This window comes from Maridesulfovibrio sp. FT414, assembly GCF_050916235.1.
Classification (GTDB): domain Bacteria; phylum Desulfobacterota; class Desulfovibrionia; order Desulfovibrionales; family Desulfovibrionaceae; genus Maridesulfovibrio.
The window spans coordinates 1,689,525-1,701,717 of sequence record NZ_CP104854.1 but is presented as its reverse complement, the minus strand read 5'-3'; the positions used below and the strand labels follow the sequence as shown (position 1 = coordinate 1,701,717).

The window sequence follows — 12,193 nt, the reverse complement described above, 5'->3', positions numbered from 1 at the left end:
GCTAATTCTTTTACCAAATAATATTTTGCCAATTTACGTAGCGAAGCCTGTTAAAAGGTTTTGGGATTCTTAAACCCTTTTGCAAAAGGGTTTAAGCCGCCGGAGCCATATAAATTGCGCGGCAGAAACCGATGATCAGAAAAATTATTCTTAAAGATTTTCTTGCCCACGCGGAGACCGAGATAGAGCTTGGTGAGGGCATGACCGTGCTGACCGGCCCCAACAACAGCGGCAAATCGTCTGTTGTGGAAGCCCTGCGCTGCATTGCGACCAATCCGCTGCCCCGGCATTTTGTGCGCCACGGGGCCAAGGCGGCGCGGGTTGAGCTGGAGATGGACGACGGAGTCCGGGTTGCCTGGATACGCAAGAAGGCTACCGCGTGGTATGAGGTGCTGCAGCCCGGTGAAGAAGAGTGGGAAGTTTATGCCAAGTTCGGCAGAAAGCCTCCTGAAGACGTGCTGGGCATCCTGCGCCTGAATCAGGTTCCGCTCGAAGGCGGCAGCTCTCTTGATGTTCACATCGGCAACCAGCGCAACCCGATTTTTTTACTCGACCAGCCGGCATCCGTTGCAGCACAGTTTTTTGCTTCTTCGTCTGAGGCTTCACACCTGCTGGCCATGCAGACGGAACTCAAGAACCGTGTACGGGCAGCCGGACGGGAAAAGACTTTTCAGCAGCAGAAAATGGATCGCATCCGGGAAGAGCTGGACCAACTGCAGACTCTACCTGATGTCAACCTTGAACTGGAATCTGCCAGAAGCCTCAAGGAACAGGTAGACGCGTTGGAGAAAGAGATTCCGACCCTTGAAGGGATGCTCGAACGCCGGTCTGAATTAGAATCTTACAGGGACAGCCTGTCCGGAAGGGACCGGGAACTGTCGGTCCTTGATCCTCCGCCGGAGCTGTACCCTGTTTTCCCGCTTGAGGGGATAGTCGCACGCATTGACGGACTGCGCAGAAACAATGCCATGCTGACGGCCAAGACGCAGGAGTTGGGGGAATTGCAGACTCCCCCGGAATTGTTTCCTGTGCAGCGTCTGGAAGCCGACATGTCGCACCGCAAGCGTCTGTCCCGTGCAAAAACATTGCAGTCTGAAAGGGCTAGTGTGCTTGCCTCTTTGCAATCTCCGCCGGAACTGACGGATATTTCTGCGCTGTCCGGGGCAGTCAGTGAAATTTCCCGTTTCCGTTTTTACCGCAGTGGCATCGGCAGACGTGCTGATGCTCTGGCCCCTCTGGCTGCTCCTCCTGAGCTTTTTGATGCTTTGCCGCTGATACAGCTGCAGGGAAGCATCAACTCTCTTTGCCGTGCCCGTATGGAGGCACAGAGCCGTCTGGCTGAACTTGAGTCCGCCGGTGAACAGTTACAGCTGAGAATAGAGCAGCGTCTGTCCGAAATAGGCAACTGCCCTTTGTGTGGCGGGGAACTTGAAGCGGACAGGATGATCGGGGAGGGCGGACATGGCTCTTGATCGCATCAAAGGCGCAGGGTTGTTCCTTATCGGTGACCCGCACATCGCCTCTTCCCCTCCGGGGCAGCGGCTGGGCGACTATGCCGGAGACGTGCTTGCCAAGCTGGGAGCCTGTCTCAAACGAGCCGCAGAGCTGGACATGGTTCCGCTGATCCTCGGCGATCTTTTTCACTGGCCGCGTGACAACGGCAATTCCCTGCTGGTGGACCTGATTTCTCTGTTTGGTAGGTACAGGCCGTTTGTTCTTGTCGGCAACCACGACAAGTATCAGGCCCGGTTTACCAGTGATGTATCCATGGCCGTGCTTGAGGTGGCCGGGGTAATCAGGCTGATCAGCGAGGACGGCCCAGCCTTTGAGTTGGAGACTCCACAGGGGCTGGTGCTGGTGGGAGCATCGCCGGACGGGTTTCCTATTCCCAAGGAGTTCGACCGGACCGAAGGCGGGTATCTGAAAGTTGTCTGGGTCACTCACCACAATATTTCTTTTCCCGAATGTCAGAAGCAGCAGCACGCCATCAAGGAGAAACAGGGAATCGACTGGATCATAAACGGGCATATTCACCGTCCGCGCGAGTCCATCACAGCCGGAATGACGACCTGGGCAAATCCCGGAAATATTTCGCGCCTTGTGTTTTCCCGGCTTGCCTTGGAACGAAAGCCTGAGGCCGGAATCTGGACATCTGATTGCACCGATCTTGAAAAGTGGGTGATTCCGCACAGGGATTTCTATGAAGTCTTTCCCGATCAGGATTTCCCGGTCGAATTTGAAGACGCGGAAGCAGCTGAGTCAAAGTTCCTGCTGGGGCTTGAGCGTCTGGCCTGGAAACGTACCCATGAGGGCGCAGGTCTTAAGCAGTTTCTTGAAGATAACATTGACCCGGAAGAGCCTGAAAGTGCTTTGATCTGGGAGTTGTATACGGAGGTTACCGATGGCAATGGGTAATGGAATGAACGGCAACGGCATGGGCCAGCCCGGCAATGGACTTGAGCAGGAACTGAACCAGCTTAAGCGGCAGTATGAACGGCTGCGTGAGGACAAGGTCCGTACCGAGCAGAATCTGGACAACATCGCCCGTCAGCTTGCCGACCTCGAAGCTCAGGCTGTCCAGCAGTACGGTACGGCGAATCCCGAAGAACTGGGCCGTCTCCTCGAGACCAAGCGGGCCGAGAACGCCCGTCTTGTAGCCGAATACCGCGCGCACATTTCATCGATTATGGAAGGTCTGCAGAAGCTTGAGCAGGGCGGTAACTAGCGTGCTGGAAGCCGGGCTCCCTACCATTGAATCCCTGGAACGCAGGGCAGACCGCCTGACCGCGCGCGCATCCGCAAGAGTTGAGGATTGGAGTTCCCTTCTGGAAGAGAGTCGCAAGGTGGACGAGTTCCTGCAGCTGGCTCCCATAGCCTCAACCCGTCTGGAAGAGCTTTCCACTGCCCTGTTCGGCGAACTGCTCAGCGAACTGGAGACCAACCTGACCCATGCCATCCGCGAGATTCTCGGACAGGATCGTGAGGTCAAGGCGGTGGCTTCGGTCAGGGACAAGAAGCTGCAGGTGGATTTCCAGATTCTGAATCAGGGTGGGGAAGAAGATATCATGGTCGGTCAGGGCGGTTCGGTCTGCAATATCCTTTCGGTAGGCCTGCGCCTGATTGCCCTTTCCCGGCTGAATCCCGAAGCTCATCGCCCGTTTCTCGTCCTCGATGAACAGGATTGCTGGCTGCGGCCCGACCTTGTCCCCCGTTTCATGGAACTCATCAGCACCATTTCTCATCGTCTGGGTTTTCAGGTGCTTGTAATCAGCCATCATCCTCTTGAACTCTTTGCTGACAGTGCCGACTCCGTTCTGGCCCTTGAGCCTGACCGTGAGCACGGAGCAAGAATCAAGCGCATCAAGTAATCTTTCTTTCTGTGTGAAAGATATTCGCGCTTATCAATAAGTGTCGTTTTTTTGATCGATAGCTGCCGGGCTGATTGAGCGTTAACTGACGTTTAAATATCAGTATTTATCCCGAGCTGGTAGCGATAGCTTATTAAAGGTTTTTGGGATTCTAAAACCCTTTTTACAAAAAGGGTTTTAGCCCCGGAGGGCCGCCGGAGGCAAACTCCGCATAGCGCATCAAATAAAAAAAGACCCGACTTCGCGAGAAGCCGGGTCTTTTTAATATTCCGTTGAACTGTCCCGAGATTAATCAGGGGTGGTCAGTTCGCCGAGTTCGCGCTTGACGTCTGTTGCGATCTTGTAGAGCACAGTCAGGGTCAGTGCGCCGAGAGCGTAAACCATCATGGAGATCATGAGCTCTTTACCGGTGGGCCAGTAAACGGTGATCTCGTTGAAGGGGTTCGGGGTAAAACCGCCGATCAGCAGGCCGAGGCCCTTGTCGATCCAGGTTGCGATAACGAGGATAGCGAGGGACCAGGGCAGCAGCTTCTGGTTGTAACGCAGTTTGGGCGGGATGAGCAGTGCAAGGCTCAGGATAGCGAAGCTTGCAGCAGTCCACATCCAGGGCACCAGCTCGTGGTGGCCGTGGCTACCTGCGAACAGGTAGGCGATGGAGTGGATGTGTCCCGGCATACCGGAGTAGAATGCGGTGAAGATTTCAAGCAGGAAGAAGAAAACGTTCACGCACATTGCGTAAGTGATGATGGTGGTAAGGGTTCCGATTGCTGATTTGCCCGGATCGTATTTGGTGATCTTGCGAACCACGAATACAACCAGCAGCAGAATTGCAGGTCCGGAACAGAACGCAGATGCCAGGAATCGGGCAGCCAGGATGGCGGTAAGCCAGTAGTGGCGGCCGGGAAGACCTGCGTACAGGAACGCGGTAACAGTGTGGATGGAGAATGCCCATACAATTGAGGTGTAGATCAGGGGCTTCACCCATTTGGGGGGCTTCACGCGCTGACGTTCACACTCAAGGCAGGTCCAGCCGATTACCACGTTGAGGATAAGGTATCCGTTCAGAACGATCATATCCCAGAAGAGGATGGAGTTCGGAGTCGGATGGAATATGATGTTAAGCATACGCTGGGGCTGCCCGATGTCGACGATGATGAAACCGAGACACATGACAACAGCAGCAATAGCCATGAATTCACCCATGATTACCATGCCTTTGAACTTCTTGTAGTGATGGAAGTAGTAAGGCAGTACGATCATAACACCGGATGCGGCGAGACCGACGAGGTAGGTGAACTGAGCAATATAAAAGCCCCAGGAAACATCACGGTTCAAACCGGTGATGGTCATCCCTTCCTTGAGCTGGGTCAGATATACGCAGAAACCGGAAGCAATTATGAGCAGCAGGAAGCCGATCCAGGCCCAATACTTCGGTCCGCCTCTTAGAGCTTTTTCGAGCATATCAAGCTTCCCCCCTAGATAATGTAGTACACGCCGGGCTCGGTGCCAGCAGCGGGTTTTCTACGGATGGTGAAGTTTTCACGCAGAGCTTTTCTGACATCGGAGTCAGGGTTCTGCAGATCGCCGAATATGATTGCACCTTCAGACTTCTCCACACAGGCGGGCATTTCGCCGACTGCCAGACGCTCAACGCAGAAGTTGCATTTTTCCACAACACCGCGCATGCGGGTGGGGAACTTCATGTTGATCTTGTCCATATCGAGATGGGTTCTGGGATCCATGAAGTTGAAGCTTCTTGCGCCGAAGGGACAGGCAGCCATACAGTAACGGCAGCCGATGCAGCGGTGGTAGTCCATCGCTACAATGTTGTCAGGGCGCTTGAAGGTTGCCTTGGTGGGGCAGACGCGAACACAGGAAGGATTCTGGCAGTGGTTGCACAGAAGCGGGAACCTGTTTTTTTCCTGAGCTTCTGAGGGGAAGTTGTTCTCCTGCTCAGTAAATGTTTCGCTGTAAGTGCCGGACCACAGCCATTTGATGTTCTGATCTGAATCGATCTTGGGAACGTTGTGGATGTGGTGGCAGGTTTCAGCAAGAGCATCAATTGCTTCTTCAGTGTTGAGTTTGCGGGTGTCAATGACCATGGCCCAGCGCTTGGCGTGGAGAGCGGTTTCATTGACAGCACCGTGGGCACCGGTACCTGTTCCTGCTCCGGATGCCATTACGGCATTGGGAGCGAGGCAAAGTCCTGCTGCAGAGAGACCTGCAAACTTAAGGAAGTTTCTTCTACTCTGTTTCATTATTTTGCCTCCTTGGGAGGTACGTGGCAATCCCAGCAGTAGGGAGTTACACTGGCGGCAACGTGGCACTTGTCACAGAATTCCTGCTTGCTGGTGTGGCAGTTCATGCAGGTGTTCTGAAGGCTGATAGTGTACTTGTCGCCTTTTTCACTGATGTATGTTCTCTGGCCATCGCGAAGAGCCATATCTCTCCACTGATCAAGAAGCTTCATGTGGTTTTTGCGCATGTTTTCAGTAGGCGCAACACAGATTTTGGCATTCTTGGGCAGTTCCAGCTTGGGTTCTTCAAAGCTTCCGCCGATGTTGAACCAGAAGGGCATGGATACAAGGCCGAGGAAGATTACCAGGCCGGTAATGATTTTTCCACCGTAATGCATGAGTTACCCCTCCTTCCCGGGCAGAGGATTCATACGCAGGTCAGTTTCCCTTTCTTTTTCGCCATCCATGATGAGCGCGTTACCAACGAGTTCGTGAACACCGCAGACGTCGACGCCGGGAGCCCAGTAGTTGGCAAGGGGTACCAGGGTGGCGCGGTCGATTGCACAGATACAGGAGAGCATGTTTACACCGTGCTCGTCCTGAACTGTTTTAAGTGCGTTACCGCGGGGCAGACCTCCGCGCATGCGGATTTCCATGATTTCGTCAGTGTTGAGGCCGGAGCCGCCTGCGCAGCAGAAAGTCTGCTCACGGATGGTCTGCTCGGGCATTTCAAAGAAGTTTTTGACAACATTCTTGATGACGTAACGGGGCTCGTCCATGAGGCCCATGGCACGGGCGGGGTTACAGGAATCATGGAAGGTTGCACGAATATGATCGTTTCTGCTCGGATCGAGTTTCAGCTTGTTGTGCTTCATCAGGTCGGCAGTAAACTCGGTAATGTGAACCATCTTGGTCTGACGTGCGCTTTCGAACACGGTACCGGTGATGGGGCTCTTGGGAACTCCGAGGAATTCAGCGGGACCGTTCATGGTATCCATGTACTGGTTGATGACACGCCACATGTGGCCGCACTCACCGCCCAGAATCCACTTGGAACCGAGGCGTTTTGCTTCGGCGTACATCTTGGCGTTGAGTTTCTTCATCATGTCTGCAGAAGTGAACAGACCGAAGTTACCGCCTTCAGATGCGTAGGTGGACAGGGTGTAGTCGAGTCCGATGTGATCGAAGAGCATCAGGTAACCCATGAAGGTGTAGATGCCGGGATCAGCGAAAACGTCACCGGAAGGGGTGATGAAGAGAACTTCATGGCCCTTTTCGTTCATGGGAACGTGGATGCGTTTACCGGTGATTTCCTCGATGTCATCGACCAGGAATTCAACGATGTCTTTGAATGCGTGGGGCTGGATACCGAGGTGGTTACCGGTGCGGTTACAGTTGGAAACCGGCTCGAGGATCCAGTTGATGTTCACACCGCAAAGGTGCAGCAGTTCACGTGCCATCATGGTGATTTCCGCTGTGTCGATGCCGTAGGGGCAGAACAGGGAACAACGGCGGCACTCGGTGCACTGATAGAAGTAGATGAACCACTCTTTGAGAACATCTTCGGTCATAACCCTGGACCCGGTAAGGGTGGACAGGATTTTACCGGCCATGGTGAAGTCCTTGCGGTAGATGGAACGCATCAGTTCCGCACGCAGGACGGGCATGTTCTTGGGATCACCGGAACCGATGAAGAAGTGGCACTTGTCAGCACATGCGCCGCAACGAACACAGATGTCCATGAACACTTTGAGTGAACGGTACTTGTCGAGTCTTTCTTTAAAGCCCTGGTGGACAATGTCCTGCCAGTTTTCGGGAAGTTTCCAGTCCACGTCTTCAGGAGACCATTCACGTGGGTTGGGGAAACCTAAATACTCGAGTTTCTCTGCCTTTGCAGGATAACACCAGTTACCCGGAGCTGTATTAACCGGGGTATCCATCCAGCCTGTGGACGGTGGCGTATAGTTGATGCTTTTGAATAGCTCATCAGCTTTTGGGAGGTTAGCCATGTTAACTCCTCATCAAAAGGTATGTTAAGGTCTAAGCGACATTAAATCCTGTAATGGATTCCTATGCCTCTTTTTCCACCGGGAGACCCGCTTCAATCATTACATCCCTGAACTCGTCTTCATAAGCCGCATAGCTGTGGGGCTTGATGTTGGGATCGTTCCAGGGGTTTTCGTGATGCCTGATACGGGTATCGTTGGGCATGTTTCTGGTCGGAGACAGGAATACGCCGCCCATGTGCATCAGCTTGCTGAAGGGGAAGTAGACCAGCAGCACGCAAACCAGGAACAGGTGGATGAAGAATACCACACTGACGCCTTCGGGGATTACGGGGCTGAAGGTTACGAGACCCATGGTCAGCTTCTTGATGGCCACGATATCAACGTGTGCAAAGTAGCGCATGTAGATACCGGAAAGGGCAATACCGATGATGAGAAGCAGAGGGAAATAGTCGGTTACAAGAGAAATGTAACGGATTTTGGGGTCTTTCAGTCTGCGTCCGAGCAGGAAGCCCAGACCGGCCAGAATGAGCAGGTCGGACATGTACAGTCTGGGTACGCCGATCTGCATGATCCCGTCGATCATTTCCACAAAACCGATACATGCGGGTACCGGCTCAAAGAAAAGTCTCATGTGCCTGATCACGATGAGCAGGAATGAGTAGTGGAAGAGCAGTGAAAAGAGCCACAGCCATTTGGATGAGGCGTAAGTTACTCTTCCGTCCTTGAGAGCTGCAGTTGTGTTCCTGAAAAGGGAACGGAAACAGCAGATTTCAAGAACCATACGAATAAAAGTCTGACCCGGAGTCACGGGGTTGTCAAAACGGTCATGCTGGATGAAGTCCAGGGACTTCTGCTGACCGCCCGTGGTCGGGATACGGAAAGGAACCGGGCTTTTTGCCCAGCCGATTATCCGGCGGGAAAAACCCACCAGAAATACGGCAACTGCTACATACGGTAGCAAAGTGCCGAACAGTCCTGCCATATGCGCTGTCCCGACTCCGAAGAGTGCGATAAGCACCAGGGCAAAAACTAAAACGAGTGAGTACAAAGCGTTCATCTACCTTCACCTCGCTTACACGTTTGGCTTCCAGGGGAAGCCGGCCACTACACCTGTCCGGCCCCTTTGGCCGAAGCGTCCTCGATTTCGTTGACCCGCCGACGGAGCATGTGATGAGATCTTTTGACCTCTTCAATTCTCATCTGCGTAATCAAATCCCTATTCTTGGTATAGATGTCGAACGCGATCAGTCCCAGATTATCAATCCGGGCTTCGAACGCGAGCAACTCATCAAGTTTGCCTTCCTGTCTCAATTCATCCATGAACTCGTCTCTCAGGAGTTTCTTGAAAAGGAAGACAAAACTTAAAGCTTTGGATGGGGCAAAGTCCTGAACGGCCCTGATTCTGATCAGTTCGTCAAGGGACTTGGCAATTTCGTCGGCACTTTTCCACTGCAGGATAAGGTCATAAAGTTCTCCAGTGACCTTTTTGATTGTGATTCCGACAGGGTTGGTGAATTTGTCGTTGTTGCTTTTCCATACCGCCTGAGTTTCCCTGGGGTAGGTGGAAAGGACAAGCTCAAACCATTTTGCTGCCAGATCTTTTTTTCTTTCCGACAATTTTTGTACAAGACTCATTTTTAAGTACCTGTTTTGTAAACAATAATAAATTTCAAAGCCCCGCACAAAGCCTGATTCGGGGCTCGGAAATCTGTTGTGGCTCTCTTGTTCGAGCCGAAAAAGTGAATTTTGTCACACTGTGACTAACAGGACGATATTCCAGATACCCGGTGATTCGTCAAGGGGTTTTACCGTCCAACAGCCGTCCCCGATGGTATGAAAATCATTGTCAAACAAGGGTTTCACTCCCATGTCAGGGCGTCCGTTCGGGGGTTGGGAGGTACGGTTGACGGATGAGTGAAAAAATAGAAGTGTTCAAGAAACAGTCTGAATTAAAAAGGCATATGGAGTCCGTAGAGTGTGGAGCTTTGTTTTATATAAAATCAAATAGTTCAAGGATAATCGGGAATGTCTGAGCCGTTGATAGGATTTGCAGAAGGATGCCGAAGGGCGGTTTTTATTCGTCGCTATAAGAGATTTACAGTGGAGGCGGAGCTTGATGGCTGTGTCGTGGGAGTGCATACGAATAATACCGGTTCAATGCTGGGGTTGTTGCGCTCCGGGCAGGAAATATTCATTTCTCCGGCTGCGAATCCTGATCGCAAGTTGAAGTGGACCCTTGAGGCGGTCATGCCGCAGGGGGAGATGGTCGGGGTCAATACCGCCGTTCCTAACCGAATGCTGCAGCTCGCATTTGAAGCCGGGCAGCTCCGTGAAGCGGACTGTTATGCCTTTCTCAGACGCGAGGCCAAGGTGGGTAACAGCAGATTGGACGGTCTTTTCCTAGACGAGTCCGGTAAGCTCCCCGCACTGTGGGTTGAATGCAAGAACGTGACTCTGGTTGAGGACTGCGTGGCCTGTTTTCCGGATGCCCAGACCGAGCGCGGTCGCAAGCATCTGGTTGAGTTGATGGATCTTGCGGCAAAGGGGGATCGGGTCGCATTGTTCTTTTTGGTGCAGCGCAATGATGGGAATTGTTTCGGTCCGGCAGATTTTATAGACCCTGAATATGCGGAGCTGTTTTACAAAGCACTGGATGCCGGTGTGGAGTGTTGGGCATACGAGGCTGTTTTGGGCGAGAAGGGGATCTGGCTTGGGCGGAAGTTGCCGCTTGCACGGTCTAGCTAAGTTTTTTATGAATAGTTAACAACTACAGGAGTTTTTGTGGCAAAAGTGGCGATTATTCTTACACAGGGGTTTGCGGATTGGGAGTATGGTCTTATAGCTGGGACCGGTAGACAGTATTATGGTCTTGATATTTGTTTTTTTGCTCCTGAAACAGGACCGCTCAAGTCTTTGGGTGGGCTTGATGTTGTTGTTTCAAATAAGATTGATGAAGTTGTCGGATGGGGTCCCGAGGTGGTAGCCGTTATCGGTGGAACTTCATGGGAGTCTGAAGACTCGTCTGCTGTACCTGATTTGCTTGCAGATTATTATTCAAGAGGTGGAATTGTCGCAGGCATTTGCGGCGGAGTGCTTGCACTGGCTCGTTCAGGTCTTTTGAATTCTAACCCGCATACTACTCATGCTCTTGATTACTTGTCACAGAATGCAGATGGATATTCCGGAGATGAACATTTTTGTCCAGGCAGGCCTGTGGTTTTCGAAAATCGTGTGATAACCGCCCCTGGCACAGCTCCTGTAAGTTTTTCGGCTGCTGTTTTTGAGGCTGCAGGAGTGGGGGCTGAAATTGTACAGCAATTTAAAAGTATGATGGAGGCAGAGCATTTAAGCTAAAATAAAACAATTTATCGGAAGTAGTGGTTTTTAAATCACCGCGAGGTCATTAAAGTGGAAAGCCCCCGTTTCGAATTTTCGAAAACGGGGGCTTTCCGGCCTTTGATGGTGTCGAAAAAAGGCGTGGTGTCCGACCGGGACCGGGTTTAATCCCGGCCGGACGCCATAGGAGCAGGATGCCGAAATTTTGCCGGGAGGGTGGAGCTCCCGGCCAGAAACCAGACTCGGAGTAGCTGCATTCCTTACAATGCAAGATGCGGCTTCGGCTGACTTTGGACGGTCCCCGCATCAATTCGAGCTGTTTTGGCTAACCTATTCTTTCTCCGCCTGTTCTGCGGAGCCGCTTTCACGCTGCCGTTCAGCCTTGCGCACTGCCCTGCGCTCAATGGCTTCGCGGTTGCGCCTGTGGTCCACACCGGTCTCCAGAATCAGCGGAGGCACGGTGGTGGGCTTTCCATTTTCCCCCATGGCCACAAAAGTCAGATAGGCTGAATTTGTATGTCTGATTTCGCCGGTCAGCAGATTTTCCGCTTCAACCCGGACTCCTATCTCCATCGATGTCCGCCCGACCATATTCACGTTGGCGTGAAGGCTGATCAATTCCCCCACATAAGCCGGGCGAAGAAAATTCATGCGATCAATTGAGGCTGTTACAACCGGTTTGCGGGCATGGCGCATGGCACATGTTGCCGCAACAAGGTCCAGCTGCTTCAGGAGCACTCCCCCGTGGAGATTGCCTGCCGGATTGGTGTCCTGCGGCAGCACCCGGTAGGTCATGAGTGTCCGGCTGTCGCTGATTTTTTTCGGCTTCATCTTTTAATCCTGATAGCGTTTGATGATGTGGTTTTGTATTACAAACATATTTCAGAATGTCTTACATAGCAGAACTTAACTGATTTTAGCATATTCTGCTTTTGCTTCCCATATCATTTTCGCGATCCTTTTCCCCAGGTCAATCTGCCTTGCCTTGATCAGGGCTTCAGCAGCCTCAGGGTTTCCGTCATTCCTCAACAAAGCCGCAGATTCCAAGTCTCTGAGGTAGTTCTCAAATTCTCGGATAAGTTTTGAAAGATTCAGGGTTTCCAGTTCAAGAGGAACCCGCACGGATTTTACTTTTCTAGTCATTCAATCTGTTCTGCCTGCTGTGTTTGAAGGGATCAAACATGATTTGTCTTCGTTTGTCAATACATTTGTAATACAAAAATTAATCTTTTTGATTCTTAAA

14 protein-coding genes are annotated in these 12,193 nt (G+C 52.1%); 6 read left to right on the top strand and 8 right to left on the bottom strand.

Features of this window, described 5'->3' with window-relative positions; genetic code table 11:
• Positions 1–131: 131 nt before the first annotated feature.
• Genes N7E73_RS07560 through N7E73_RS07545 form a run of 4 tightly spaced genes read left to right on the top strand, consistent with a single transcriptional unit; the run spans position 132 to position 3,368 of the window.
• On the top strand, positions 132–1,472 hold the full coding sequence (locus N7E73_RS07560) for an AAA family ATPase (RefSeq protein WP_432738444.1): 1,341 nt from the start codon (positions 132–134) through the stop codon (positions 1,470–1,472).
• Positions 1,462–2,415, top strand: a complete 954-nt coding sequence (locus tag N7E73_RS07555) for a metallophosphoesterase (RefSeq protein ID WP_432738443.1) — start codon at positions 1,462–1,464, stop codon at positions 2,413–2,415. The genes N7E73_RS07560 and N7E73_RS07555 overlap by 11 nt, the downstream gene beginning before the upstream one ends.
• On the top strand, positions 2,402–2,725 hold the full coding sequence (locus N7E73_RS07550) for a hypothetical protein (protein ID WP_432738442.1): 324 nt from the start codon (positions 2,402–2,404) through the stop codon (positions 2,723–2,725). Before N7E73_RS07555 ends, N7E73_RS07550 begins: the two co-directional genes overlap by 14 nt.
• A gap of 4 nt (positions 2,726–2,729) precedes the next feature.
• Positions 2,730–3,368 (top strand): hypothetical protein, encoded by a 639-nt coding sequence (locus N7E73_RS07545; RefSeq protein ID WP_432738849.1) that lies wholly within the window; start codon positions 2,730–2,732, stop codon positions 3,366–3,368.
• A gap of 288 nt (positions 3,369–3,656) precedes the next feature.
• On the opposite strand, the gene dsrP is transcribed toward N7E73_RS07545, so the two are convergent.
• The 6 genes from dsrP to N7E73_RS07515 all read right to left on the bottom strand — a co-directional run bounded on the left by dsrP (position 3,657) and on the right by N7E73_RS07515 (position 9,249).
• Positions 3,657–4,829 (bottom strand): sulfate reduction electron transfer complex DsrMKJOP subunit DsrP, encoded by a 1,173-nt coding sequence (gene dsrP, locus N7E73_RS07540; RefSeq protein ID WP_432738441.1) that lies wholly within the window; start codon positions 4,827–4,829, stop codon positions 3,657–3,659.
• Between the two features lie 14 nt (positions 4,830–4,843).
• A complete protein-coding gene (gene dsrO, locus N7E73_RS07535; RefSeq protein WP_432738440.1) occupies positions 4,844–5,626 on the bottom strand; it encodes a sulfate reduction electron transfer complex DsrMKJOP subunit DsrO in 783 nt (260 codons plus the stop codon).
• Positions 5,626–6,003, bottom strand: coding sequence for a sulfate reduction electron transfer complex DsrMKJOP subunit DsrJ (dsrJ, locus tag N7E73_RS07530; RefSeq protein ID WP_432738439.1), 378 nt, complete (start codon positions 6,001–6,003; stop codon positions 5,626–5,628). The genes dsrO and dsrJ overlap by 1 nt, the downstream gene beginning before the upstream one ends.
• A 3-nt stretch (positions 6,004–6,006) precedes the next feature.
• A complete protein-coding gene (gene dsrK, locus N7E73_RS07525; RefSeq protein ID WP_432738438.1) occupies positions 6,007–7,614 on the bottom strand; it encodes a sulfate reduction electron transfer complex DsrMKJOP subunit DsrK in 1,608 nt (535 codons plus the stop codon).
• A gap of 61 nt (positions 7,615–7,675) precedes the next feature.
• A complete protein-coding gene (gene dsrM, locus N7E73_RS07520) occupies positions 7,676–8,671 on the bottom strand; it encodes a sulfate reduction electron transfer complex DsrMKJOP subunit DsrM (protein ID WP_432738437.1) in 996 nt (331 codons plus the stop codon).
• Between the two features lie 47 nt (positions 8,672–8,718).
• Positions 8,719–9,249: an RsbRD N-terminal domain-containing protein gene (locus N7E73_RS07515; protein ID WP_432738436.1), complete on the bottom strand. Its 531-nt coding sequence runs from the start codon at positions 9,247–9,249 to the stop codon at positions 8,719–8,721.
• Positions 9,250–9,639: 390 nt separating this feature from the next.
• On the opposite strand from N7E73_RS07515, the gene sfsA reads away from it, so the two are divergent.
• Both sfsA and N7E73_RS07505 read left to right on the top strand, forming a co-directional pair.
• A complete protein-coding gene (sfsA, locus tag N7E73_RS07510) occupies positions 9,640–10,359 on the top strand; it encodes a DNA/RNA nuclease SfsA (RefSeq protein ID WP_432738435.1) in 720 nt (239 codons plus the stop codon).
• A gap of 36 nt (positions 10,360–10,395) precedes the next feature.
• The gene (locus N7E73_RS07505; protein ID WP_432738434.1) at positions 10,396–10,968 is read left to right on the top strand and encodes a DJ-1/PfpI family protein; all 573 of its coding nucleotides are present in this window, start codon (positions 10,396–10,398) and stop codon (positions 10,966–10,968) included.
• A 312-nt stretch (positions 10,969–11,280) separates the two neighbouring features.
• Here N7E73_RS07505 and N7E73_RS07500 read toward each other — a convergent pair whose 3' ends face one another.
• On the bottom strand, positions 11,281–11,781 hold the full coding sequence (locus N7E73_RS07500) for an acyl-CoA thioesterase (RefSeq protein WP_432738433.1): 501 nt from the start codon (positions 11,779–11,781) through the stop codon (positions 11,281–11,283).
• Between the two features lie 75 nt (positions 11,782–11,856).
• Entirely contained in the window at positions 11,857–12,093 is a 237-nt protein-coding gene (locus tag N7E73_RS07495; protein ID WP_432738432.1) for a hypothetical protein, read from the bottom strand.
• Positions 12,094–12,193 lie beyond the last annotated feature (100 nt).